Origin of the sequence: Streptomyces sp. NRRL S-646, assembly GCF_000720765.1 — a bacterium.
GTDB lineage: Bacteria > Actinomycetota > Actinomycetes > Streptomycetales > Streptomycetaceae > Streptomyces.
On sequence record NZ_JODC01000030.1, the window covers coordinates 34,717 to 60,519 of the forward strand.

At 70.2% G+C, this 25,803-nt stretch carries 19 protein-coding genes; 6 read left to right on the top strand and 13 right to left on the bottom strand.

The genetic code is table 11. From position 1 onward, the window contains the following. Nucleotides 1-19: 19 nt before the first annotated feature. Nucleotides 20-223, top strand: a complete 204-nt coding sequence (locus IH68_RS0144765; RefSeq protein WP_030948364.1) for an acyl-CoA carboxylase subunit epsilon — start codon at nt 20-22, stop codon at nt 221-223. A 1,523-nt stretch (nt 224-1,746) separates the two neighbouring features. Here IH68_RS0144765 and IH68_RS0144775 read toward each other — a convergent pair. The 3 genes from IH68_RS0144775 to IH68_RS0144785 all read right to left on the bottom strand — a co-directional run bounded on the left by IH68_RS0144775 (nt 1,747) and on the right by IH68_RS0144785 (nt 4,776). Beyond that, nucleotides 1,747-2,244 carry a TetR/AcrR family transcriptional regulator gene (locus IH68_RS0144775; protein WP_234341798.1) on the bottom strand — a complete coding sequence of 166 codons (498 nt, stop codon included), beginning with the start codon at nt 2,242-2,244 and terminating at the stop codon, nt 1,747-1,749. A 76-nt stretch (nt 2,245-2,320) separates the two neighbouring features. Continuing rightward, nucleotides 2,321-2,794, bottom strand: coding sequence for a nuclear transport factor 2 family protein (locus IH68_RS0144780; RefSeq protein WP_030948368.1), 474 nt, complete (start codon nt 2,792-2,794; stop codon nt 2,321-2,323). A 1,064-nt stretch (nt 2,795-3,858) separates the two neighbouring features. Continuing rightward, nucleotides 3,859-4,776, bottom strand: a complete 918-nt coding sequence (locus tag IH68_RS0144785) for a ribosome-inactivating family protein (protein WP_030948371.1) — start codon at nt 4,774-4,776, stop codon at nt 3,859-3,861. A 252-nt stretch (nt 4,777-5,028) separates the two neighbouring features. On the opposite strand from IH68_RS0144785, the gene IH68_RS0144790 reads away from it, so the two are divergent. Together IH68_RS0144790 and IH68_RS0144795 are read left to right on the top strand one after the other, a co-directional pair. Then, the gene (locus tag IH68_RS0144790) at nt 5,029-8,772 is read left to right on the top strand and encodes a hypothetical protein (protein WP_030948375.1); all 3,744 of its coding nucleotides are present in this window, start codon (nt 5,029-5,031) and stop codon (nt 8,770-8,772) included. A 111-nt stretch (nt 8,773-8,883) separates the two neighbouring features. Beyond that, nucleotides 8,884-9,537 carry a hypothetical protein gene (locus tag IH68_RS0144795; protein WP_030948378.1) on the top strand — a complete coding sequence of 218 codons (654 nt, stop codon included), beginning with the start codon at nt 8,884-8,886 and terminating at the stop codon, nt 9,535-9,537. A gap of 490 nt (nt 9,538-10,027) precedes the next feature. Here IH68_RS0144795 and IH68_RS52465 read toward each other — a convergent pair whose 3' ends face one another. Continuing rightward, complete coding sequence (locus tag IH68_RS52465) at nt 10,028-11,236, bottom strand: GH25 family lysozyme (protein WP_063763599.1); 1,209 nt, start codon at nt 11,234-11,236, stop codon at nt 10,028-10,030. Between the two features lie 137 nt (nt 11,237-11,373). Then, the gene (locus IH68_RS0144805; RefSeq protein ID WP_234341799.1) at nt 11,374-12,318 is read right to left on the bottom strand and encodes a peptidoglycan-binding protein; all 945 of its coding nucleotides are present in this window, start codon (nt 12,316-12,318) and stop codon (nt 11,374-11,376) included. Nucleotides 12,319-12,565: 247 nt separating this feature from the next. Here IH68_RS0144805 and IH68_RS0144810 point away from each other — a divergent pair, with 247 nt between their 5' ends. Then, nucleotides 12,566-16,438: a helix-turn-helix domain-containing protein gene (locus IH68_RS0144810; RefSeq protein WP_030948383.1), complete on the top strand. Its 3,873-nt coding sequence runs from the start codon at nt 12,566-12,568 to the stop codon at nt 16,436-16,438. Between the two features lie 74 nt (nt 16,439-16,512). Here IH68_RS0144810 and IH68_RS0144815 read toward each other — a convergent pair whose 3' ends face one another. From IH68_RS0144815 to IH68_RS0144845, 7 genes are all read right to left on the bottom strand, one after another. Further along, the gene (locus IH68_RS0144815) at nt 16,513-16,884 is read right to left on the bottom strand and encodes a peptidoglycan-binding domain-containing protein (protein WP_051834046.1); all 372 of its coding nucleotides are present in this window, start codon (nt 16,882-16,884) and stop codon (nt 16,513-16,515) included. Between the two features lie 225 nt (nt 16,885-17,109). Beyond that, nucleotides 17,110-18,129 (bottom strand): ABC transporter ATP-binding protein, encoded by a 1,020-nt coding sequence (locus IH68_RS0144820; protein WP_078912899.1) that lies wholly within the window; start codon nt 18,127-18,129, stop codon nt 17,110-17,112. Then, the gene (locus IH68_RS0144825; protein ID WP_078912900.1) at nt 18,126-19,196 is read right to left on the bottom strand and encodes an ABC transporter ATP-binding protein; all 1,071 of its coding nucleotides are present in this window, start codon (nt 19,194-19,196) and stop codon (nt 18,126-18,128) included. Before IH68_RS0144825 ends, IH68_RS0144820 begins: the two co-directional genes overlap by 4 nt. Beyond that, nucleotides 19,189-20,157, bottom strand: coding sequence for an ABC transporter permease (locus tag IH68_RS0144830; RefSeq protein WP_030948394.1), 969 nt, complete (start codon nt 20,155-20,157; stop codon nt 19,189-19,191). The genes IH68_RS0144825 and IH68_RS0144830 overlap by 8 nt, the downstream gene beginning before the upstream one ends. Before the next feature lie 7 nt (nt 20,158-20,164). Further along, nucleotides 20,165-21,190: an ABC transporter permease gene (locus IH68_RS0144835; RefSeq protein ID WP_030948397.1), complete on the bottom strand. Its 1,026-nt coding sequence runs from the start codon at nt 21,188-21,190 to the stop codon at nt 20,165-20,167. Continuing rightward, on the bottom strand, nt 21,187-22,911 hold the full coding sequence (locus IH68_RS0144840) for an ABC transporter substrate-binding protein (RefSeq protein WP_030948400.1): 1,725 nt from the start codon (nt 22,909-22,911) through the stop codon (nt 21,187-21,189). The genes IH68_RS0144835 and IH68_RS0144840 overlap by 4 nt, the downstream gene beginning before the upstream one ends. A 36-nt stretch (nt 22,912-22,947) precedes the next feature. Beyond that, entirely contained in the window at nt 22,948-23,844 is an 897-nt protein-coding gene (locus tag IH68_RS0144845) for a proline iminopeptidase-family hydrolase (protein ID WP_030948402.1), read from the bottom strand. A 239-nt stretch (nt 23,845-24,083) separates the two neighbouring features. Between IH68_RS0144845 and IH68_RS0144850 the strand changes: the two genes are divergently transcribed. Beyond that, nucleotides 24,084-24,851 (top strand): FadR/GntR family transcriptional regulator, encoded by a 768-nt coding sequence (locus IH68_RS0144850; RefSeq protein ID WP_037886314.1) that lies wholly within the window; start codon nt 24,084-24,086, stop codon nt 24,849-24,851. Between the two features lie 249 nt (nt 24,852-25,100). Here the strand turns inward: IH68_RS0144850 and IH68_RS50900 are convergent, their stop codons facing one another. Further along, nucleotides 25,101-25,460: an HAD family hydrolase gene (locus tag IH68_RS50900; RefSeq protein ID WP_030948409.1), complete on the bottom strand. Its 360-nt coding sequence runs from the start codon at nt 25,458-25,460 to the stop codon at nt 25,101-25,103. On the opposite strand from IH68_RS50900, the gene IH68_RS0144860 reads away from it, so the two are divergent. Further along, the gene (locus IH68_RS0144860; protein ID WP_030948411.1) at nt 25,411-25,710 is read left to right on the top strand and encodes a hypothetical protein; all 300 of its coding nucleotides are present in this window, start codon (nt 25,411-25,413) and stop codon (nt 25,708-25,710) included. The genes IH68_RS50900 and IH68_RS0144860 overlap by 50 nt on opposite strands. The last annotated feature ends 93 nt before the right edge of the window (nt 25,711-25,803 follow it).

Consider the following 25,803-nt stretch of genomic DNA (forward strand, 5'->3'; position numbering starts at 1 on the left):
CGAAGAAGGAGACCCGAACATGGCCGGCCCGACCGCCAAGTCACCGCTCATTCGTATCGAATCCGGAAACCCGGGCGAGGAGGAGTTGGTCGCCCTGACCGCCGTGCTCCTCGCCCGGACCGGTGAGCCGCCAGACGTCGACGCCGACGACCTGCCCGCAGTGCAGTGGCAGCGGCCCGAACGCCGAACTCCCTATCAATCACCCATCAGTTGGCAGCGTTGAGGAGCAGCGGCTCTCCGTGCTCCAGACAGACCGTCGCCCGCGCGTCCCGGGCGGGTACGGCCGCTTCCTCGTGGACGTTCTCACCCGCGGACCTGAGGCACCAGACGCCGCAACGGTTCGCCGACGCCGTGGGCCCCTTCTGGTCTCATGCCCATGATCCGACGCGCACTACCGGGAGGGTCGGGGAGCCGAACCGGAGGCGGCGGTCGGGGGAGTGAGCGTGCACCTCGGAGCCCACTACCTCGCCCTGGCCTGCCAGTTGCTCGGTGAACCGGCTCGGATCGCCCCGCCGGCCAGGAGCGACGCGGCCCCGGCATCGACACCCAGCTGTCCGGTCACGTCACCTTCCGCTCCGGCGCGCACCTCATCGTCGCCGTGACCTGCGGGCGTCGGCACGCCACGAGCAGCTCACAGTGCTGGGCCGGCACGACTGGGTCGAGGTGCGCGGCGGCGCCAACCGCGGAGAACTCGATGGTCGCCCGCTCTCCGTCCCCGCCCGTCCGGCGGCCGAACTGTGCAGGGAGGTCTACCGGGAACGCGCCGACGGGCTGCAGGGTGGTCCCACCCCGACCTGTCCAGCCTCGCCCGCAGCGCGGGCGTACTCGCAGTGCTCGACGGTCTGCTGGGCATCGTGAGCCGGGTGGCTTCGTGAACGGCACCAGCGCCCCCGCGGTCACACGACCGCACCCGCCCTCGGCTCGGCTACTCCTCCACGCCCCTGCCCGAGGCCGGCCCCGAGGAGCGGGCACGGGCCGTGCTGCGCGACGCCCGCCGCGAACTCCCACGCACAGTCATAACCTGCACCGTCGTGGCCGCCGCGTTCGGGCTGGTAAGCACCCAGTCGTTCGCCGCATCGGCCGATACGAGACTCGGCCCTGGCAGGCACGCCACCAGGCCGCGATGGGCCGCCAGCACATCAAGGCGGTGCACGCCGGCCACGGAATGTCCGCCTTCGCCGCCGAGGGCGACGACGACGGCGCCGACGAGGCGGAGAACTCCGCTGAGGCCACCGCCCAGTTCACCGAGGCACGTACCGCGCCCGGTGTGGTCGCACCCGGCGCCTACGGCGCGGCCTGGCAACAGCTGCAGTCGATGAAGCACACGAACTGCAGCTGGAACCACGTCACCAAGAAGGCGTACAACTCGGACGACTCCCGCTACCGGGATGTGAACTCCAACTCCAGCGGCGGCTCGGGCAAGGTGACCGGCCGTGAAGTTGCTGGTCACGGGTCTGGTGTGAGAGTCGGGAAGCTACTCGCGCTGGTCGTCGGCCGGTGTCCATGGCGAAGATCGTCTGACATGTCGTTCAGGGCCGTCTTCGGGTTCTGCTGTGCCGACGGCTGGCCGAGCAGGACCGGGCCGCGGCAGAGGCCGTCGCGGCCGTCGCCCCGGCGCCCGCCCGGGAGGAGGCTGACCGGGACGAAGCCTGCCCGCGGCTGGGCGAAGAAGCCCCGAGTTCCACCGGCCGAGCCTGGACTACGAGGAAGACTCGGGGCTGTCGTCGCCGAACTGCCGGTGCCCGGTTATCGAGCGGCGAGGACGTGCGCCCACGGCTCATCGATGTCGGCCAGGCCCAGCACGGCGACCACGTTGTCGAGCATTCCGGCGCCGAACCAGCGCCGCACGGCCTCGTCGTCGCCCAGCAGTCGCCGGACGGTGTCAACCTGCTTGGCGTAGCACCGGCGCACGGCCTGCGCCACCAGCGGCTCGGCGACGGCGCAGTTCGCGTGCATCAGGAAACGCAGGATGTTCCGGTCCGCGACGAGTGCGGCGTAGGCGCCGCGTGCGGCATCCAACGCCGCCTCGGGCGCCGGCCCGGCCCCACCCGAGGCTGGTGAGTGAGCGAGCAGCGTGTCGGTCATGACGACGGAGACGTGGTCGACCACCGCCGCGAACAGCGCTTCCTTGTTCGGGTACAGGCGGTAGAGATACGGCTGAGAGATGCCGACCCACTCTGCGATCTCGTGTGTCGTCGTGCCGTAGAAACCTTTTTGCGCGAAGCATTCGACCGCGGCGGCCATGAGGGTCCGACGTCGTTCGTCGCTCTTCGTGCTGGTGCCGGGGGCAGGCATGGACGTCAGTCAAACACGGCTCCTCTCAGCTTCCAAAAGTCACGCTGAGGTCGGGGTCGGACGGAACGTCGTTGGGCGTGAGCGCCTCGATCGCCACCAGCGGGTTCCAGTAGTCCAGGTAGTGGGTGATGCGCGCGTCGTCATCGGTCCGGACGACGGAGATGCACGTCTGCTCGTACGGCTTGCCGGTCGGCAGCGCCGTGCCCTTCGAGCGGAATTCGGCGATCACCAGACTCGGGTCGACGGTGTCGTGGAAGACCAGGTCGACGAACTCGACGTCGAAGGTCTCGGGAAAGTTGCTCATGTGCGCGACCAGTGCGTCGCGCCCCGTTACCCGCTGGGGCACGCCGGCCGGCGCGTACGGGAACTCAAGCACCGCGTCCGGGGCGAACAGCTCCACCCATTCGTCGACCCGTCCTGCGGCGGTGAGGCGCAGGTGCTCGGCCAGGGTGTGCTGAGCGGCGGCGCGGCGGGCGGTGTCGTCTTCCTTGACTGTCATCTTCACTCCTACGTTAGTGGTCGACCTATAACCTACCACGGCAGCGACCATTGCAGGCATTCGAGCAGAGGTAACGCCAGGGGGATCCCGGTCCGGTTCACGCACGGGATGGCATCCGGAAAACGCTCCCTCGGCGGCGGGCGCCGGCCCGGTGCCAACGGCGCCCGTCACGCTTCGGCGAAGATCGTCGATCGCCGGGAGGCTTCACGGTTCGTCTGGGGATCGACGGCTGGTCTCGGCTGGAAGCGGCCGCAGCGCGGGGTGGTGCCGCACCTCCGCAGGCCCGAAGCAGTGACTCCGGCGACTTCGTTGCTTCTCGAGCCGGCTCTTCACAGGGCTGCCAGGGGACGCGGCGGCACTTCGCGGGCGGCTGGTGCCGAGGAGCAACTCCTTCGTCCTGGCGGGGACGTCCGCGACGTTCGGCCAAGGGGTGCATGCGGCGTGACACGATCAGGCGAGGGCGAGGGTGTTGAGGCGGGCGCGTGTGAGTACCACGTACAGCGCACGATGGTCCTCTTTTGCAGGGTCGAGGCCGTTCGCCAGGGCCGAAGCTTCCGCAGGGGGCAACTTGATGCCAACCGTGTTCCACTCTCGTCCCTTGGACTGGTGGTAGGTGAGACCAGGTATCAGCTGGTCGTCCGTAAGCCGGAGTTGTAGAAGATTCAGTGCACTGACCGGTTTGCGGGTGAGCTCCGCGGCAGCATCGTCGGAATTCGGTCCGTCAGGCTTGCTGTGAGTTTTTGCCACACCGGCGTCGGCTGGTGGCCGTCTTTGAGGTTGGCGACGGCGGCCTGCAGGCAGGGGTGTGCCGTTGTGGCTACTGAGCTTGAACTCGTGATGTCGTCGGGATGAGTGACAGTCCGGTTCCGGCGAGGCATGCGTCGATGAGATGAGGGCGGTACTGGATCTTCCTCATGTCGTGGCGGACGACGTCCGCCGGCGACGCCCCGCGCCGGCGACCGGTGCGGGGCGCGGACGATGTAGTCGCCGGCGAGGTGGGGACCGCCATGGGGTGAGCGTCGTCCGACACCCACCCCGCCCGGCGCGGTAGGGGGCTCGCCGTGTCACAGAGAGTGGTGGAGAGCCACTGCCAACTGGGCGTCGATGGCCGCCAGCGTCCAGAGGTGGCCGTCGCCGATGCGGTAGTTCGGGGCGGTGTGATTCTGGGTCGCGTTCTGGGCGGCCCTGGAGATGCCGTCCCAGTTGTTCTCGAGGTCAATGCCCGTCACGTCGATGTTGCTGCCGCTCGACCCGTTGCTGCTGACCCTCGACGACGTTCCCGGGTACCACTTGTGGCTGCCTCTGATTGCCTGGCTGATGCGGTAGGAGATGAAGTCGAAGCGGGCGCCTTCGGCGATGGCCTGGGTGAGGATCAGCAGGGACCGCGCCTCGTTCCGGCCGGCTGCCGTGCTGTTACGGCTGCCCAGGTCACTGATCGCGCCCTGGATGGTGCCCATGGAGATGCCCAGGCTGTCCCGGCTGACACCGGCGGCCCTCTCCATGTCGTTGTAGTTGGCCCAGTCGAGGTTCCGGGGGCGCGCACCACCGTAGGTCGCAGGCCCTGTGTTCAGCCGCCAGTACGTGTCCGTGCCGTCATTGCGCCAGCCGACGACGTACAGGTCCCTCGCGTTGATCACCAGGGTGACCTGGCTGCCACCCATGGCCAGGGTGACGGGGAAGTAGTCGTTCACAGGCCTGGTCAGGATGATGTTGCCGTAGAGGTGGGTGCCCCTGAGTCGGCCACGGATGTCGTTGATGATGGCGTCGTAGCGGTTGGCGAAGTCCTTGTGGACGCCGACCGTCATGTCGTAGCTCATACCGTCGGTCGGAACGTTTTCGTCGGCCAGCTGGACCTGCGATCCCAGGGAGGACGGGTGGTTGCCTGACGTGAGCCCGCTCACGCCGGTGACGGCGACGGCGACGAGCGCGGCCGACGCGACGGCCGTGGTGGACAGGTTACGGATGGCTTGGAAGCGGGACATGGCGCTGTTCTCTCCAGGTGTTCGGTGTGCCGGGATCCGGCCTTGCCTCATTGAGATTCGCCACCGGAAAGTTGGCAGGCACCTCCCTTACGTCACGCAAATCAACCCCGTCAGGGCCGAAGGATCGATCGGATTCACCTGGCCGTCACCTGGGGGCAATTCGGGCGTCGCCGGGCCACTCGTATGGTCATCGCTCCTGATGTCCTGATGTCCTGATGTCTCTTTTCACCGGGTGTATGGAGGTACGAGCGCATGGGGCGTCCCGAGAGACCCCTGGACCCGACGGCCGGTCCCGTGCAGCGGCTCGCCTGCGAGCTGCGGGAGCTGCGCAGGGGCGCGGGCAGTCCCTCCTACCGGATGATGGAGAAGACGGCGGGGTTCTCCTCGGCAACGTTGTCCGAAGCCGCCAGGGGCAAGCGGCTGCCCTCGCTCGCCGTCGTCCTCGGGTATGCGCGCGCCTGTGCGGGCGACCCCGGGGAGTGGGAACGCCGGTGGAAGGAGGCCGAGGCGGAGCTGGACCGGGCCCCCACCGAACTTCCCGAGGACGCTCCGTCGCCGTATCGCGGCCTCACCCGGTTCGAGCCGTCCGACCGCCATCTGTTCTTCGGGCGGGACCGGATGGTGACCGAGGTCAGGGACCTGTTGTGCCGGCAACGGTTCGCAGTGCTGTTCGGCCCCTCGGGGAGCGGGAAGTCGTCCCTGCTGCGGGCCGGCCTGATCCCCCGGCTGCAGGAGATGAGCGCGGAGCGCGACCGCCCCGTGAAGCTGCGGATCATGACCCCCGGGCCCACACCCGTCACGACTTACGGACACCTCTTCACCCCGGCCGAGGACGAGCCGGAGAGCTGGGTCGTCGTGGACCAGTTCGAGGAGGTCTTCACCCTCTGCCGCGACCCGCACCAGCGCTCGCGCTTCATCGATCTGCTGCTCGCCGCCCGCGACCCGGGCAACAGACTGCGGGTGCTGGTCGCCGTACGTGCCGACTTCTACGCCCGCTGCGCCGAGCACCGGGGCCTGGCGGACGCCCTACGAGGTGCCGCGCTGCTGCTGGGACCGATGGCGGCCGACGAACTGCGGCAGGCGGTGGTCGGCCCGGCCCAGGCGGTCGGCTGTCTCGTCGAACGGACACTGACCGCCCGTCTGATCGACGAGGTCCAGGGCGAACCCGGCGCCCTGCCGATGCTCTCGCACGCCCTGCTGGAGACCTGGCGCCGCCGCAGGGGACGGACGCTCATGCTCGCCGCCTACGAGGCCGCAGGCGGGGTGCGCGGCGCGATCGCGGCGACCGCAGAGAAGGTGTACGGCGGCCTGTCGCCGGAGCAGGCCCGCACCGCACGGCACCTGATGCTGCGGATGGTCGAGCCCGGCCAGGGCACCCCCGACACCCGCCGCTCCCTTGCCCGCTCCGAACTGGAGGAGTGGGCGACCCCGGACGCGACGGTCGTGGTGGAACGGCTGACCCGTGCCCGGCTGCTGACCGCCGACGAGGACGGCGTCCAACTCGCTCACGAGGCGCTCATCACCTGCTGGCCCCGGCTGCACGAATGGATCGAGCAGGACCGCGAAAGGCTGCGCCACCACCGGATGCTCGCGGACGCGGCCCGCACCTGGCTGGAGCACGACCACGACCCCGGCGCCCTGTACCGAGGCACCCGGCTGACCCGCGCCGAGGAGCTGTTCCCCGACCACGAGCGGGACCAGGCGCTGACCGTGTCGGAGCGGACGTTCCTCACCTGCGCGCTCGAGGCCCGCGCGTCGGAACGCCGGGCAGCCGCCCGCACCAGCCGCAGGTACCGCTTCGTGACCGTGTCACTGTCCGCCGTCCTGGCGGTGGCCCTGCTGACGGGCTTCGCCGTCTGGCGCGAGTACGACGACAACCAGACCCAGCGCACCCAGAACACGGCCCGCCACATGGCTGACGTCGCCGACGCACTGCGCACCACCGACCCGCGTGCCGCGCTGCTGCTCGGCGTGGCCGCCTGGCGGACGGCCGCACTTCCCGAGACCCACCGGTCCCTGCTCGGCTCCCTCGCCCAGCCGGAGACGGATGCCTTCACCGACCCCGAACCCGGTGACGACTCCGATCGCTTCCTCGCCGACTCCGGCTCGACGCTGCTCAGCGTCGAGGGCCGCACCTGGCGCACCTGGAACGTGGCCGCCCACCGCCGCATCGCCTCGGGGCGGCTCCCCGCCGGACAGACGGCGGTCGCGGTTAGTGAGGACGCACGTGTGCTGGCGCTCTCGGCGAGCGACGGCGTACGGCTGTGGGACACGGCCACCGGAGCATGGACCGGCGACCCGGCCCATCCGGAGAAGCCCTACTCCATCGTCGATTTCACCGCTGCCGGCTATCTGGTGACCTCCGTGGACGGCGACGACCGGGTGCTGCTGCGTTCCGTCCGGGACGGCCGCCTGCTGTTCGCCGCACGGTCGGCCGGCGCCGACGTGGCCGCGGGCCGAGGTCCCGGCGGTCCGCTGATGGTGGTCTGCTCCTCCGCCTCGGCCGCACCACGGGTATGGGACACCGCCCGCCATCGCGCTCTGTCCGGAGACTGGACGAATGCCACGGACGTCTGCGGAGACGACGAGGCCGTGCCGGTACTGGGCTCCGGGCGGCTGGCCGCGTTCACCGCGAACGGCGTCCGCGTCTGGGACATCCGGTCGGGACACCAAGTGGCCGAGCTCTCCCAGCCGGGCGTGGACTACGCCTCCTTCAGCAAGGAAGGGGACTTCCTGGCGACGGCCGACAGCACGGAGATCACGGTGTGGCGGCTGTCCTCCCCCGACGCCCCCGTGTTCCGTCACGCCCTCGACGGACAGCACCTGTACCGGGGCCTGTACTGGGATCCCGGTCACCCGACCCTGCGCTACCTCGAGGGCGGCGCCGTCCACTCACTCGACCTCACCCGGGCCGTCACCCCCGCCTGGCTCGGGCACCCCCTGGACGACGCGCTGCTCAGCCCGGACGGCCGTACCCTGGCCACCGCCGAACGCATCGGCGGCGACTACCGCTTCCAGCTCCGCGACACCCGGGACGGCCACGTCGTTCGGACGCTGCCGTCTTCTCCTCTCCCCGTCTCCCGTGATCCCGCACGCCCGGTCGACCCGGGCGACACCACGCCCCTGATGGCGTTCGCCCCGGACAGCGGCACACTCGCCTACGGCATCTACGCCGCCGGCTACGAGGCCGCCCCCCAGCTGATCACGCTCTGGGACGTGTCCCACCACCGCGTGCGTACCACCCTGGACCTGGCGACCGGTGACTCCACCGGGGCCGTCATCGGCCTGGCCCTGGACTCCGGCGGCCGCAGGCTGTACGGCGTCCGCACGCCCGCCGTCGGCGAGCTGCGCGACGAGGTGTGGGACACCGGGCGCCACCGCCGGGTCTCGACCCTGCCCGGTCTGGCCAGCGGCGACCTGGCCGTTCGCCCCGACGGTCGGCTCCTGGTCGGTGACAACCGCCTCGCGTGGCTCCCTGGCAGCTCCGTCACCGGTCGCAATCTCGTCCAGGGAGACCAGGTCGGCGCCTTCGCCTTCGACACCGATGGCTCCCTGCTGGCCGTGGGCGACCAGACCGGCCGGGTCGCGCTGTGGGACGGGGAGGTGCGGCACCGGGCCGGCGTGCTGCGCAACGTCTTCCCCGCCGTGCACGACACCACCCCCGAGGCGGTCAGCGCGCTGGCCCTGAGCCCGGACGGCCGCACCCTCGCCGTCGGCGGCGACGCGGGCAGCCTGCAGCTGTGGGACGTGGTCGCCCGGCAGCCCCTGGGCGGACCGCTGACCACGTCGGGCGAACGTCTCGACTCGCTCGCCTTCGGCCCGGACGGCACGACCCTGTACGCGGGCAGCGCGCATGTCCCGCTCCAGCGGTACGTGGTCGATCCCGAGCAGGTCGTGGCACAGGTGTGCGCGCGGGCGGGCGGCAGCGGGCTGACGCGGGCGCAGTGGCGGACGTACCTTCCAGACGCCCCGTACCGGAGGGTGTGCGGGGGTTGATTTCCCTGCCGGAGGATTGACAGCCCTGATGAAACGGGTGGTCGGTCAACTCCTGGGCTCCGAGGATCGTCCCGTCGCTGCTTCGACCGACCCGATGGGAGAAAGCCCCCCATGCGCCTGAAGAAGACCGGCCGCAGAAAACTGGCCGTCCTCACCTCCGCCCTCGCCGTCCTCCTGATCCCCTTCTCTGCCGGATCGGCCAGTGCCAACACCAGCCCCGGCTGGGGTGACGACCGGCCGGACGTGGTCTGGGACTGCAACCACGGCAAGGCCAAGTGCTGGTACCACGAGGTCAACGCGTGGACCGCGCTGGGCAAGCGCCGGGAGGTGGGAAACCCGATCTACAACTGCTCGGGCAGCCAGACCGTCGACCAGACCCTCACGTGGCGGACCGACCGCACGACGTCGTACTCCTTCGAGCAGTCGACGTCGGTGGAGGTCTCTGCCGGCCTCGAGAAGGAGATCGAGGCGGGCATGTCCGCCAGCTCGACGCAGACCGAGACCTGGCAGGTGGGGACCACCCTCAGCGCCAGCCAGTCGCTCACGAGCCATGTCCCTCCTGGTGAGGCCGGCGGCTGGTGGTTCGCGCCGTACTGGCGGCACTCCCAGGGCTGGATCGAGGCCCACTACGGCAAGCGCAACCACGGCCACTACTACTGGTACTACCCGGGCCGCGGTTCCACGGGCGTCCAGACCACCACGCCCGTGAGGCTGTCGGACGGCCAGATGAAGGGGAAGTGGTACTGGGCCACCTGGAATTGCTGAACGCAGTTCTGAGAGGCCGCCGCCTCCCGTTGTTTTCTCCTGCTTTTCTTCTGGAATGCGGACTTCGCCATGCGGTGTCGGGTTGCGCCAGGAGATGGTGAGCGCGCCGGTGAGGCGGCGGCGGGCCCTCCCGCCGCACCACCGGCCGTCCCTCCCGAGACCGCGAGAATGACGCAATGACGTTGAGTCGCTTGTCGGGGCCTGCCGACCGCAGGGCTCACACCCGCGCTCCCCCCTCACGCCACCGGTCGAGCCCGACTCGCGGCACCGGAACGCAGGAAGGCTTCCCGACGGCGCACCTCGTCCGACCGCCGGCCGACGGGCAGACTTCGGACGAGCCGTTCGAGCCGGCTGCGGGCGCCGATGTCGCTCCGCGGCGACAAGACGGTGGACGAGACCAGGCCGATCCCGTGCCCCCCGGTGTCGTGATGGTTGTGGACGACAGGGAGCTCGATGACACACGACAGGTGGACCGGGCGCCTCGGCTGCCCTACCAACTCACCAGATTCATCCAAGTGCTGGGGCCTACGGTGCCGTCCGGAGTCAGCCCTCTGAACTTCTGGAAGGCGATGACGGTGTCCCGGGTTCCGGCCCCGAACCGGCCGTCCACCGTGACAGCCGCGCCATGGGCCTTCAGCTCGGCCTGGACCGCCCGCACAGCCGCGCCGGTGTTGCCCTGCTGCACGGTGACGACCAGGCGCTGCCAGGTGTTCGGTCCCACGATGCCGTCGGGGGTCAGTCCCTGGGCCCTCTGGAAGGTGATCACGGCGTCCCGGGTTCCGGCCCCGAACCGGCCGTCCGCCGTAAGGGGCGCTCCGTGGGCGGCGAGCAGGTACTGGACGGTGGTCACCTGTCGGCCTGCCTGGCCCTGCTGCACCAGAGGCCAGCTGGGAGACGGCGGCGGAGGCGTGTAGTCACCCAGGGCGAAGGTCTTCAGGTCCTTCAGAGTGCCGTTGAAGACATCCTGGTCCCCCGGGAAGGCCCCCGAGGCGGCGGTCTGCCAGAGCGTGTAGGTGTTCCAGCCGGCGGGCAGCGGGGTGGGTGTACCGGACTGGTTGACGATCCACAGCGGGTCGGTCCTGCCGAAGCCCCGGTAGTTCCCGGTGCAGGCCGCCCACCAGCCGGCGGCGGTGTAGATCACCGGGTGGCGGCCCGTCCGGGCGTGGTACTCGTTCACGAACGCCGCGATCCAGCCGGTCATCGCGGTGCGGCTGAGCCCCCAGCAGGGGTCGCCTTGCGCCTTGGCCTCGATGTCCAGGGCTCCGGGGAGGGTCTTGCCGTCGCGCTTCCATATGCCGCCGTGGGCCAAGAAGTAGTCGGCCTGCGCACGTCCGCCGGAGGCGTCCGGGCGGGCGAAGTGGTAGGCGCCGCGGATCAGACCGGCGCCGGCCGCCCCGCTGTACTGCTGTGCGAAATAGCTGCTGGTGTAGCTGACCCCTTCGGTCGCCTTCACGTAGGCGAAGGCGGCGCCCTTGGCGGCCGTCGCTTTCCAGTCGACATGGGGGTTGTGGCCGCTCACGTCGAGCCCGTGCACCTGGACCGTGGAGCGGGCTGCCCCGGTGGCCGCGGTGGTGTCCGCGTGCGCCACGCCGTGGACTGCGGTGCACAGGGTCGTGAGTCCGGCGGCGAGCACCGCCGCAGCGCGGACCCGCCACCCGGCCCTGCCCACCGCGCCGATGCGGGCGTGGGGATACGTCATCGCTGTCTCTCCGTTCTGGCTTTGTGGTCGGTCATGGCCGGCGTCGCTGGTCCGTCCAGGCCCGGCGACGCCGTGCGCCGGCCCCTGCGGCGCCGGAGGCACCGGGCAGGGACCGGGGGACAGCCGGGCTTCGCCCGTTACGGGCGTACCAGGCCGTAGAAGACCGAGCCGGACAGCGCGTAGCTCTTGTCGTAGACGCCGTACTGGCCGGGGCGGGCGGGGTTGGACGTGTTGCCCGAGACGACGCGGACGGTCCCACCGCTGACCTGGTCGACGACGCCGATGTGGTAGCGGTTGTGGGCGCTGCCGAAGATGATGAGGTCTCCGGGCTTGACGGTGCCCAGGCCGCTGGTGCCGACCCACTTGTGGTGCGCGACGGCCCAGTCGTAGACGCTGGGCACGTACTTGATGAAGGGGATGTCGACACCGGACTGCCGCCAGACCCAGGTGGCGAAGGCCGCACACCACTCGGTGCACACGCTGTACGGCTTGCCGGGAACGCACTCGTGGGAGTCGGCGGTGACTCCGATCTGGCTCTTGGCGGTCTTCACGATCCTGGCCCGGAGCGCGGTCGTGGCGTGGCAGCTCTTGACGAGCCGCTCGATGCCCATGGTCTTCATCGTCTGCTCTCCGGCGATGCCGTCCGCCGAGAGGTGGTGGGCGGCCTGGTAACGCTTCACTGCGTTCGTCGTGGCCGTGCCGTAGTCGCCGCCCGCCGGGGCTCCGGCCTTGGCCTGCACCTGCTTGACCATGGACGTGAGTCCGGCGAGCGTCTGCGGGCCGATGACGCCGTCGGCCCCGAGGCACCGGTCGCTCTGGAAGGACTGCGTCGCCGCCTTGGTCTTGGGGCCGCTGACACCGTCCACACCACCGGCGTCGTAGGCCAGGCCGTTCAGGTCGCGCTGGGCCAGCTTGATCTGCGCTGAGGTGGCGGCCGGCCCGACCGCCGACGAGGCGGCCGCTGAAGCCGGGCCCGGCACGGCCGCCAGCGCACCGGCCGCGACCGCGGCGGTCAGCAGACCGACAACGGCTCGGCGGGAGCGCCGCATCGGGCGCCGGGTTGCAGGAGTGTTCGTCAGCATGTCCGGAACTCCTCACGTTCAGGGAGAAAGGGAAGGTGAAATCCGGATGAGCGTTCACACGGCATTCATTTCGGCTGTACGACCGGTGCTTCGCCCCCGGGACGGCGTCAGCGGCACCCCCGTGTCCGCTGTCGCCACGTCGGTTCTACGGCACCCTGCGTTGTCCGGTGTCGGTCAAGAAGCCCCGGACAACGGGCTCCGGACAATAGGCTCGACGCGTCACTTCACGACCCGGGGGACAAGACAAGTGCCAAGGAAAGAACAGCCGTTGGAGGACGACGGCAGCCCATTGACCGACTTCGCCGCGGGGCTGCGCCTCCTGCGGGACAAAGCGGGGAAGCCCACCTACCGGCAACTCGCGGCGAAGGCGCATTACTCGTCGACCACGCTCGCGGACGCAGCCGGGGGCCGAAGACTGCCCAGTCTGGAGGTCACCCTCGCCTTCGTCCGGGCCTGTGGGGGCGACGAGGAAGAATGGAGAGCGCGCTGGCACGAGGTCGCCGCGGGCCTCACCCCCGCGTCGCCGGACGGGCGGGCCCACGGGGAGCCGGAACAGGACCGGCCATGCCCCTATGTGGGCCTTGCGGCTTTCCAGCCGGAGGACGCCTCCCGGTACTTCGGACGCGAAAGACTCACGGACGACCTGGTCACCCGGGTCCGCACCGATCGGTTCATCGCGGTGTTCGGCGCGTCGGGATCGGGCAAGTCCTCACTGCTGCGGGCCGGTCTGGTCCCGCGCCTGAACGCGGGCGGCCCAGACGGCGGCCCCGGATGGCCGACCCTGCTGTTCACCCCGGGAGCACATCCGCTGGAGGAGTGCGCGGCCCGTCTCGCGGCCTTCGCCGGGGGCAGCGCCCCGGCACTGCACAGGGAGTTGAGCGGCGGTGCCCGGGCCCTGCACCAAGCAGTGCTGCAGGCGCTGGCCACGGCGGACTGTCCCGACGGCACGGATCTGCTGCTGGTCGTGGACCAGTTCGAAGAGGTCTTCACCCTCTGCCGGAGCAAGGAGGAACGCGACCGCTTCGTCACCGCGTTACTCACGGCGGCCCAGGCCGCCAACAGCCGTACCCGCGTGATCATCGGCGTCAGGGCCGACTTCTACGCGAGCTGCTCCGAACACCCCGAACTCGTCACGGCCCTGCAGGACGCTCAGTTACTCGTCGGCCCCATGTCGACAGAGGAACTTCGCCGGGCCGTCAGCCAGCCGGCCGTCCGCTCCGAATGCGCCGTAGAGACAGCCCTGCTGGCCCGCGTCGTGGCAGAGGCCACCGGACAAGCCAACGTCCTGCCGCTGGTCTCCCACGCCCTGCGGGAAACCTGGCTGCGCCGCCGCGGCAACACGCTCACCCTGAGCGGATACGAGGCCGCGGGCGGCATCACACACGCCCTGGCCAACACCGCCGAGACCCTCTACCAGCAGCTGACCGCCGAGCAGCAGCGACTCACCCGTTCCGTCCTGCTGCGGATGGTGGCCCCCGGAGACGGCACCGACGACGTCAAACGGCCCGTAGCGCGTGAGGACCTCGGCCCGGACACCGGCGCCGTGCTGGACCTGCTGGCCGGGGCGAGGCTGGTCACCCTGGACCGGGACGGCGCCGAGATCACCCACGAGGCGCTTCTGCACGCATGGCCCAGACTGCGCCGCTGGATCGACGAGGACCGGGCCGGTCTCCTCATGCACCAGCAGATCACCGAGGCAGCCGCTGTCTGGCAACGGCAGGGACGCGACCCCGGCGCCCTGTACCGGGGCGGCGTCCTGGCCGCGGCGCGTCAGTGGGCCGCCACCCGCGGCGACGCACTGGTCCCCGGCCCCCGCGTCGAGGAGTTCCTCACCGCGTCCGTCCGGCACGCGGGCCGCGCGGCCCGGCTGCGCCGCGCCGCAATCGCCGCCGTGTGCGTCCTCGCACTCGTCGCGTCCGTGGCCGCCGCCGTGGCGTTCAAGAAGAGCGCGACCGCCCAGGCCGAGCGCAACAACGCCATCGCGGGAGAGGCGCAGGCCGAGGCCGGCCAGTTACGGGAGTCCGACCCTTCGCTCGCCGCCCAACTGGACATCGCCGCGTACCACATCCGCCCGCAGCCGCAGCTGCGCACCGACCTGATCAGCGCCGCCGGCACCCCGCTGTCCAGGCCCCTGGCCGCCGGTAGCGGCACCGTGTACGCGGTGGCGTACAGCCCCGACCGCCGTACCCTGGCTGCGGCGGGAGCGGACGGCATGATCCGCCTGTGGAACGTCGCGAACCCGGCCGACCCGGTGCCACTCGGCCGCCCCGTCGCCAGCCACAGCCAGTGGGTCTACTGGCTCGCCTTCAGCCCCGACGGCCACACCCTGGCATCCGCCGGGCGCGACCGCACCGTCCGGCTGTGGAACGTCACCCGCCCGGCACACCCCTCGCCCTGGGGGCCGCCGCTGACCGGCCATGCGAGTTACGTCTTCTCCGTCTCCTTCAGCCGGGACGGACACACGCTCGCCAGCGCGAGCGACGACGGCACTGTCCGGTTGTGGGACGTCGCCGATCCGGCCCGCCCCGAGCGGCTCGGACAACCGCTGAGGGGCCACGACCGCGGTGCCGTGGCCTCGGCCGCGTTCAGTCCCGACGGCCGCACCCTCGCCAGCGCGGGACACGATCACACCATCCGGCTGTGGAACGTCGCCGACCCCGCCCACCCACAACGTCTGAGACGGCTCACCGGCTTCAAGGACACGGTCTACGCCGTCGCCTTCAGCCCCGACAGCCATGTCCTGGCGGGCGTGGGCAACGACCGCACCGTCCGCCTGTGGAACGTCGCGGACCCGGCCGACCCGGTGTCGCTCGGAGCACCTTTGACCGCTCACCACGACACCGTGTACGCGGTCGCCTTCAGCCCCGACGGACACGTCCTGGCCACCGCCGGAGCGGACCACACCGTCCGCCTGTGGAACGTCATGGACCCCTCCGCCCCCGTCCCGATCGGGCAGCCCCTCACCGGTCACACCGAATACGTCTACTGGCTGGCGTTCAGCCCCGACGGGCACAGCCTTGCCTCGGCCGGGGCCGACCACACCGTCAGGCTCTGGCGCCTCCCGGACACCCTTGTCACCGACCCGAGTTACGTCAACACCGTGGCGTTCAGCCCCGCACGGCACATCCTTGCCAGCGGCAGCACCGACAGCACCGTCCGCTTGTGGAACGTCGCCGACCCGGCCCGGCCCACGCCCCTCGGCCGCCCTCTCACCGGGCATCACAACGCCGTTCGGAAACTTGCGTTCAGCCGCGACGGCAGGCTCCTGGCCAGCGCCAGCCGGGACGGCACCATCCGGCTGTGGGACGTCACCGACCCCGCAGGGGCCGTCCTCGTGGGACAGCCGCTCACCGGCCATCAGGGCGAGGTCAACTCGGTCTCCTTCAGCCCGGACGGCCGGACACTGGCGAGCGCGGGCCTGCACGACCGGCAGGTCCGCCTGTGGGACGTCTCGCATCCGGCGAACGCCACCGGCCTGGGCGAGCCGCTCAGCGTTCACACCGGACCGGTCACCGCTGTCGCGTTCAGCCCACGAGGGCACGTGCTGGCCACAGCTTCCGCGGACGACACCACCCGCCTCTGGGACGTGACCCGTCCGGCGAGGCCCGTCCCGCTGGGCCGCCCTCTCGCCGTCCGCAGCGGCGGGGTGTACGGGGTGGCGTTCAGCCCTGACGGCCGGACCCTGGCCACGGCCAACGTCGACCACACGGTACGGCTGTGGGACGTCACCGACCCGGCACGGCCGCTGGCCCTGGCCGAGCCCCTGACCGGTCACACCAGCTTCGTGTACGCGGTCGCCTTCAGCCCCGACGGTCACACCCTGGCCAGCAGCAGCGACGACCACACCGTGGACCTGTGGAACCTCACCGACCCGGACCACCCGTCCCAGCTGGGCACCGCGCTCGTCGGACACACCGGGCCGATCGACGACGTGGCCTTCAGCCCGGACGGCCACACCCTTGCGAGCGCGAGTGACGACCACACCGTGCGGCTGTGGAGGCTGGACCCCGTCCGAGCGATACAGGGGATCTGCGCCGCGACCGGCGATTCCCTGACCGAGGACCAGTGGACTCAATTCGTTCCTGGAGCGCCCTTCCACCGTGTCTGCCCACCTCGGTGAGCATGACGGGAGGGAGAGGAGGAACCGAGGCTGCCGCCGGCCGCCCCACGGCAGCCGGCGGCAGCATCCGACACTCAGTGCGGGACGTAGGACCTGCAGTAGCTGCCGTACCAGCCGTCATCGATGATCATGTAGTACCCGGTTCGGTGCCCTACGACGCTGTCGGAGGGCAGCCCGTGCCGGCCCTGGTACCACGCAACCCAGTCGGCAGTACTGGTGCCGAACTGGCCGTCCTCCGCGATCACTCCGCTGTGCCTGCCGTAGTACGTCTTGTAGTAGCTGTTGACTGCGTGCTGGACACACCAGACCCCGTGGCCACTGTCCCCCTTGCTGATGGAGTCCGGCGGGGTGGCCGCGCCGGCGGAGGGCGCGAAGAGGGCGCCCAGTCCCAGCGCGGCGGTGCCGGCCACCAAGCCCGCACGCATGGTCAGTCGTGTGAGGTTCACCAATCACTCCTTCGGTCGTTCGGCGCGGGCCACCCCGTGCTGCCCGGAGACCTGCGCCCTGTCACGGGAACCTGTCTACGGCGATCCGGATGTCCGGTGTCGGGCCGGTGACGGCGGACAACAACGCGCGGACAACAGCGGCCGTTGTCGTCGACGGTGGGCGAGTTCACTACGTACCTCGCGGCTCTACGCGGCGGTCAGAAGATCGTGCGGCAGACCCGGCGGTCAGTCGGTCAGTGGGTAGTGGCAGGCAACGCGGCGTCCTGCGGGCGTCGGTGCGAGCCGGGGGCGCTCCACGGCGCAGCGTTCGCGTGCGTACGGGCAGCGGGTGCGGAAGGGGCAGCCCGTCGGCTTGTCCACCGGGTTGGGTACCTCGCCGGTGAGGACGATGCGTTCCCTGGGTGGTGCGTCCGGCGCGCTGCCGTCGTCGATGTCCGGCACCGCGGACAGCAGTGCCTGTGTGTAGGGGTGGGCCGGGGCCTCGAACAGGGCTTCCGTACCGGCGAGTTCGACGATCTCGCCGAGGTACATGACGGCGATCCGGTCCGACACATGGCGGACCACGCCGAGGTCGTGCGCGATGAAGACGTAGGTGAGCGCGAACTCCTCCTGGAGGTCGGCGAAGAGGTTCAGCACCTGGGCCTGGATCGACACGTCGAGCGCGGACACCGGCTCGTCGGCGACGATCAGCTTCGGGTTGGTGGCCAACGCCCGGGCGATTCCGATGCGTTGGCGCTGACCGCCGGAGAACTCGTGCGGATAGCGGTCCAGGTGCGCCGCGGCCAGTCCTACGACGTCGAAGAGCTCGGCGACCCGGCGGCGGACGGTGGCGGCGTCGCCGTAGCGGTGCACGAGCAGCGGCTCGGCCACGATGTCGCCGGCGCGGCGGCGGGGGTTGAGCGAGGCCTGCGGGTCCTGGAAGACCAGCTGCATGCCCGGGCGCACGGGCCGCAGTCGGCGCGTGGACAGGGTGCTGATGTCCTGCCCGTCGAACTCGACCCGGCCGCCGGTGAGTTCGGTGAGCCGGACCAGGCAGCGGCCCAGGGTGGACTTGCCGCAGCCCGACTCGCCGACGATGCCGAGGGTTTCGCCGGTGTGGACGTCGAGCGACACTCCGTCCACGGCTCGTAGGACCTTGCGGCGGCGGGTGAGTGGGTAGTGCTTGGTGACGTCCGTGGCGCGCAGCAGGACGTCGCCCGCGGGAGGCGCGTCCTCGTCCACCGCCACGATGTCCTGTGCCGTCACTTCGCCGCCTCCGTGTCGATGTCCGCCGGGCCGGTCGCTCCCGCCTCCGTGTTCGTGTCCGCCGGGCCGGTCGCCGCCACCCGTGCCGTCAGGCGCAGCGCCGCGCGGTCGTCCGGTGGCAGCCAGCAGGCGTCGCGGTGGCTGTCGCCGGACAGCGCGGGGCGCTCCTCGCACCGCTCGTGACGCAGCCGGCAGCGCGGTGCGAACGCGCATCCCTCCGGAAGGCCGCCGGGCGAGACCGGCATGCCCGCGATGGTGGGCAGCCGTCGCAGCCGGGGACCGCCGACGCGGGGCACCGAGTCCAGCAGGCCCCAGGTGTAGGGGTGCCGGGGACCGTGGAACACCGCCCGGCGCGGGCCCTCCTCGGCCGCCCGGCCTCCGTACATCACCAGGACCCGGTCGGCGATCTGGGAGACCACCCCCATGTCGTGCGTGATGAGCACGACGGCCGCGCCGCCGGCGTTCAACTCCCGCATCAGGTCGAGGATCTGGGCCTGGACGGTGACATCCAGCGCAGTCGTCGGTTCGTCGGCGATGAGCAGTGCGGGGCTGCAGGAGAGGGCCATCGCGATGACCGCGCGCTGGCGCATGCCGCCGGAGAACTCGTGCGGGTAGGCGTTCACCCGGGAGGCCGCGTCGGGGATGCCGACGTCGGAGAGCAGCTGGACCGCGCGGGCCTGCGCCGCCTTGCGGGACACCTGCTCGTGCGCACGTATCTGCTCGGCGATCTGCCAGCCGACCGTGTACACGGGGGTCAGCGCGGTCATCGGGTCCTGGAAGACCATGGCGACCTCCCGGCCCCGTATCGCACGCATCTCCTTGTCGGGAAGGGCGAGCAAGTCGCGGCCACGGAAGTGGACTTCGCCCGACACCGTGACGTTGGGATTGGTCAGCAGGCGCAGGACGGCCAGCATCGACACGCTCTTGCCGGAGCCCGACTCGCCCACCACGCCCAGGACTTCGCCGGGTGCGACGGTGAAGGAGAGGCCGTCGACGGCCGTGACCGGGCCGGTGCGGGTGCGGAAGGAGACCCGCAGGTCGCGTACGTCCAGCAGGGGTTCAGGCATGGCGGGCCCTCGGGTCGAGTCGCGCGTACAGGATGTCCACCAGGGCGTTGGCGAGGACCACGAAGAAGGCCGCGTACAGAACGGTCCCCATGATCACGGGCAGGTCGAGGTTCTGCAGGGCGTCGAAGGTGAGCTTGCCGATGCCGGGCAGGCCGAAGACCACCTCGGTGAGCAGCGCCGCGCCGCCCACGAGGGCGCCGAAGTCCAGGCCGAACAGCGACACGATCGGGATCAGCGAGCAGCGCAGGGCGTGGCGCAGCAGGATCCGGCGCTCGGACAGGCCCTTGGCGCGGGCCGTGCGGACGTAGTCCTCGTTCAGGGCGGTGATGACCTCGCCGCGCAGGAGGCGGGCGTAGATCCCGGCGTACAGCAGGGCCAGCGTCAGCCAGGGGAAGAGCATGTGCAGCGCCCACTGGCCCGGGTCCTGACTCAGGCCGACGTAGCCGGGCGGTGGTACCCAGGAGAAGACCGAACTGTGCAGCTGCTTCTGGGTGATGAGGTTGACGACCTCGCCGAGCCAGTAGGCGGGCAGCGAGACGCCGACCACGCCCACGAGCATGATCAGCGGGTCGGCCGCCTTGCCGCGCAGAGTTGCCGCGGCCGTGCCCATGAGGATGCCGGCCACCATCCAGATCACCGCGGCGCCGACGACCAGCGACAGGGTCACGGGGGTGGCCTGCACGATCTGCGGGATGACCCGGGCGCCGCGGTTGACGAAGGACTCCAGGTCGCGGTCGACGAGGAGGTGACGCATCATCAGCAGATAGCGGATCGGCATCGGGCGGTCGAGGCCGAAGGAGTGCCGCACCTGGGCGAGGATGGCGGGGTCGGCGTTGCGGCCCGCGATGCGTGCCGCGGGGTCGACTCCCGGAGTGGCGAAGAAGATCAGGAACACCAGGACGCTGATCGCGAACATCACCAGCAGGGCCGAGCCGAACCGCTTGAGCGCGAAGGACAGCATGGCAGCGTCACACCCCTCCGCGCAGCCGGGCGCTCGGGTCGAGCGCGTCGCGTACCCCGTCGCCCAGGACGTTGAGGGCCGCCGTGGTGAGCGCGATCAGCAGACCGGGGGCGATCGTCACCGTCGGGCGGGTGTAGAGCAGGCCCAGACCGTCCTCGATGATCGTGCCCCAACTGGCGTCGGGCGGCTGCACGCCGACGGACAGGAAGGACAGCGCCGACTCGGTGAGCATGGCCAGCGCGGTCATCAGCGGGACGAACACGATCGCCGTGGGCAGCACGTTCGGCAGCACCTCCCGGCGCAGGATGCGCAGGGTGGGCGCGCCGGAGCCGACGGCCGCGTGGATGAACTCCTTGTTGCGCAGCACCAGCACCTGACCGCGCAACGGCCGTGCGACGTACGGGACATAGATCGCCGCGATGATCGCGACGGGCAGCCACAGGCTCCCCGCGTCGACGGTGAGCGGGCCCAGCTTGAGCCCGTTGGTGAGCAGGACCACCGACAGACAGATGGCCAGCAGGTACACCGGGAAGGCCCAAATGATGTCCAGGATCCGGGAGATGACGGAGTCCACGGCGCCGCCCGCGTACCCGGCGACGACCCCGACGGCCGTACCGACGACGCAGGTGAGCAGAGCCGCGGTGACACCGATGAACAGGCTCGTACGGCCGCCGTAGAGCAGGCGTGCCATGACGTCGCGGCCCTGGTTGTCGGCGCCGAGGAAGTAGTGGGCGGGGTCCCAGGTGGGGCCGATGGGCGTGACGCCGAGGCCGAGGCCGGTGCTGCTCGGGGTGAGCACCGGCACGGTCTTCCCGTCGACCACCGTGGTGCCGGAGACGTGGGACTGGAAGGGGTCGGTGTGGGCGATGTGGGCCGCGTACAGCGGTGCGTACAGCGTGGCCACGACGACGATGAGCAGGACGACGGCCGCGGCCAGCGCCGACCTGTTGCGCACCAGGTCGGCGGCGGCCGTCCGCCACGGGCCCGGCGAGCGCCGGGCCTCAGCGGTCAACAGGGGCTCTGAGGTGGTCATTTGACCCACAGCTGCCCGACGAGCATGTAGAACTGCTTGCTGAACTGGTAGTTGCCGACCCGCTTCGACGTGAAGTCGACGAGCTTGGGGTTGATCAGCGGGACGACCGGCGACTCGGCCATGACTTGCTGGTCGATGGCGCCCCACTGCTGGTTGGCGTTCTTCTGGTCGGTCTGTGCGGTCTTCAGCGCCGTGTGCATCTTCGTGTCGATGCCCTTGTCGCAGAAGCCGGAGATGTTGATGCTCGAGTCGCTGCCGGGGTGGAACGAGGCGCAGGACAGCAGCACATTGAGGAAGTCGGAGGCCGCCGGATAGTCCTGGTACCAGGACGTCAGCGCCAACTGCACCTTGTTCTTGGTGTTCTGGATGTAGGTGAACTGGATGTTCGGCGACAGCGGCTTGAGCTTCGCCTTGTAGCCGAGCTGGGTGAGCAGGCTCTGCAGGTACTGCCCGATCGACTTGTTGACGTCGTCGTCCTGGACGACGATGCCGACCTCCTGCCCGGCCGTACCGGACTTCTTCACCAGCTCCTTGGCCTTGGCGAGATCCGCGGCCTTCCAGGTGGTGCCGCCGCCCTTGGTGTAGTCGCACGAGTCGACGTGCCCGGGGAAGCCCGGCGGCAGGATGGTGCACGCGGGAGAGGCGAGGTTGGTGCCGCCGTACAGCCGGACCACGGCCGCCCGGTCGACGGCGTAGTTGATGGCCTGACGCGCCAACTTGTTGTTGAACGGAGCCATGTTGACGTTCAGCGTCGCGTACCAGAACGCGGTCAGCGGGTTCACATGCGTCTGCGAGGCGTACTTGGTGCCCATCTCGCCCAGCCGGTCGGTGGGCGGCGCGTCGAACATCCAGTCCGCCTGGCCGTTCTCGACGGCGGTGACCTCGGACTCCACCGTCTGCCCGAAGGTGTAGTCGATGACGTCCGGATAGCCCTGCGGCGACGCCTGCCGCGACCACTCCTTGAAGTGCGGGTTGCGCACCAGCTTCAGCTCGCGGTTCGGATCGTAGGAGGCGGCCATGTACGCGCCGGTCGACGGCAGCGGCTTGGTGCCGGCGTCCTTCGTGGGCGAATCCTTCGGTACGACGCTGGCGTGCGGGACGGCCAGTTTGTACGGGAACTCGGAGTCCGCGGCGGTGAGGTTGATGGTGACCGTGTTGCTCTTCGGGTCGCCGATCACGCCCTTGGACAGGGTGCAGGAGGCCGGCTTCTTGATGCAGGCGTCGGCGCCGACGATGCCGTTGTAGAAGGTGCCGGCGGTGGGGCTGGAGACCTTGAAGATGCGCTGGAAGGACGCCACCACGTCATCGGTGGTCAGCGCCTTGCCGTTGGAGAAGGTGATGCCCTTGCGGAGCGTGAAGGTGTACGTCCTGCCGCCGTTGGTCACCTTCGGCATCGCCGCGGCCAGGTCCGGGACGACGGTGAACGACTCCTGGCCGCCGACCTTCTTGAACGCGAGCAGACCGTCGTACATCGACTGGTACAACTGCCAGTACTGGAGCGTGTAGTTGACCTGTGGGTCGAGGGTGCCGGCGGCCGCATGGGCGATCAGCTTCAGGGTGCCGCCCTTGTGCTGCGGCTGGAAGGCGGAGGACCCGGAGCCGGAGGCGGACGCGCTCGGGTTGTCGGAGGAGCCGCCGTCGGAGGACGAACAGGCGGCGGCGGTCAGGGCGAGGGCGACGGTGGCGGCGGCGAGCGCGCCCCGTCTCGTGCTGCGGGACATCGCAATGAACTCCCGTCGGGGGAACGGCCGTTGGGGTCAGTCGGTGGAGTCGAGGAAGGAGCCCACGACCCGGAGGTAGAGCTCTTCTTCTTCGACGTGCGGCATGTGGCTGGAGTGCTCGAACATGTGCCAGCGCACATCGGGGATGTGGTCGGCGAAGGGGCGCAGCGTCTCGGGGGTCGCCTCGTCGTAGCGGCCGGACACCAGCAGGGTGGGTACGTCGATCAGGTGCAGCCGGTCGACGACGGACCAGTCCTTGAGCGTGCCGACGACATGGAACTCGTTCGGCCCGTTCATGGTGTGGTACACGGTCGGATCGGCCGCGATGTTGTCCCAAGTCGCCTGCACTTCGGGCGGGTTGGGCGTCAGGCGGCACACATGGCGCTCGTTGAAGACCTGCTCGGCCGCGCGGTAGGCGGGGTCGTCGGTGGTTCCGGCGGCCTCGTGGGCGAGCAGGGTGTGCTGGACCTCCACAGGCAGTTCGGCGCGCAGTCCGGCCGCCGCCTTCAGCCACAGCTCCATGGACGCGGGGGAGTTGGCGATGACCAGACCCCGCAGTCCGGTCGGGCGCCGTACGGCGTGCTCGGCGGCGAGCATGCCGCCCCAGGACTGGCCGAGCAGGTGGTAACCGTCGGCGATGCCCAACGCCTTGAGGAGGTTGTCGAGTTCGTCGAGGAAGAGCTGGACGGTCCAGAAGTCGGCACCCTTGTCGGGCAGATGGGTGGACAGTCCGGTGCCGAGCTGGTCGTAGTGCACCACCTGGCGGTCCTGCTGGGCGATGTTCGCGATGCTGAGTGTGTAGTTGTGACCGGCGCCGGGCCCGCCGTGCAGGACCACCAGGGGGGTCCGGCCCGGTTCGCCCGTGATCCGGTACCAGGTGGAACAGCCGTTGAAGTCGACGGTTCCGGTGTGGTTCGGTTCGGGGATCGCCACGAGGAAGCCTCCCAGACCGGCCGGTGCGAGCCGGCCGCTGGCTGAAACGGTGTGGGTGTGACGGATAGGTGAGATAGTGATTGGGTAAATGGTCAGCGCACAAGACCTTTTAGCGGGGCCGGGCCAAGACGTAACGGCGTGTTTACGTGGCCCGCGTGCGTTAACAAGAGCGGCGAACAAGGGGGAACCAGCTGACATCCGTACCTGAGGCATCCGAACCGGGTGGCGAGTTCTCGCGGGTGCTCGACCGTGTCCTCCTCGGCGGCGCACCCTCGCCCGAACTGCGCCCGGTGCGTGTGGCCTCCGCCGTCGACGAGGTCTCGGATCGGCTGCTCACCGCGATCGCCGTAGGAGACTTCCTGCCGGGCGAACGGCTCCCGGTGGAACGCGAGTTGATCCAGCTGCTGCGGGTCAGCCGCCCCACCGTGCGCGAGGCGATCGCCAGGCTGCAGGCCGTCGGTGTCGTCGAGATCCGCCGCGGCCGCAACGGCGGTGCCTACGTCCGCGACAGCTGGACCGAGTCGACCGCTGCCGCCGTCCGCCACACACTCGTGCCCCGCTGGGAGGAGTTCGAGCAGCTCTTCGACCTGCGCGGGCTGGTGGAGGGCATGGTGGCCGCGACGGCAGCCCGGCGCCGCAGCTCCGAGGACGTCGACTCCATGCGGGACGCCCTGACCGCCTACCTGTCCGCCCGCACACCGCGCGACGAACAGACCGCGGACAGCGCCTTCCACCAGGCCGTCCGCACCGCCACGGGCAACCCGCAGATCGTCATGCTCAGCCGCGACCTGCTCGCCCGGATCAGCCTCGGCTTCCCCGTCGAACCCTGGGGCAAGGGCGAACGGACCGACTTCCACCGCGGCGGCGAGGACCACAAGGCGCTCTACGAGGCCATCGCGGGCGGTGAGCCCGAGCGGGCGGAGGAGATCGCCCGGCAGCACTTCATGATCAGCGCCGAGATGATCCGTGACGTGCTGGCGCGGGTTCGGGGCGTGGAGCCGTCCTGAGGGGCAGACCTGTCGACCGGATGGTCGTGCCTGTCGATTCGGGGGGACGCTCTTCGTGTAGAGGGTGAGAGACCGGTACCTGGCCGGTCCGCGCGCGTTCGACGATGCCGGTGTCGGAGTGGTGCGCTGACGACGGAGCCATGGCGGACCTCCGGGCAGGCACGACGGAACTTCACCGTTTCGCGGATCGGTGAGAGTGTCAACGCCATCTGATACACCGGGAGTTGACCTCGGTGGGTGGGGAGCCGGTCAGGCGTTCGTGCGTGACAGGTGGTCGGGGAGGTCGGTGAGCCGATCGATGCGGAGCACCGTCTCGTCTGCCGTCGGCGATGGTCCACCGGTGACGAAGTCGATGCCGCGGTCCAGCCAGATGCCGGTGAGGCCGGCGAGGGCGGCTGCGTTCACATCGCTTTCCAGCATGTCGCCCACGTTGACCGCCTGCGCGGGGTCCGTCCGCATCCACCGGCAGGCGGTGGCGTAGGCGACGGGCTTGGCGGCACCGAGCTCGGTCGGGGTCAGGACGGCTTCGAAGTACTCGAGGAGGCCGAAGCGGGCGAGTTTGAAGATCAGGACGGAGTACCTGACACCGCCGACCGCCGCCGAGGTCAAGGCCAGGCCCGCCTACGCGTACTTCCAGCCGTACCAGACCGGCTTCTACCTCCCCAAGCAGGCCACCAGGTTGGAGAAGGCGATCTCCGCACAGATCGACGCCATGTACACCAACGGCGAGATGGCCAGGCTCGTGAAGAAGTGCGGCGGCGACCCCGAGCAGTTCCTCAAGCCCGCCGCCGACGTCGCCACCGCGCGCCGCGGTGTGGACCGTCCGAGCAGCTGGACGCCGCCGTCCATCGGCCAGTGAGGGGAGCGAACATGTCCGGCCTCTTCCAAGTCCCCTGGTCCGACTACCGGTCCGACCTCCTCGACGCGCTCTGGCGCACCGTCTCCTACACCC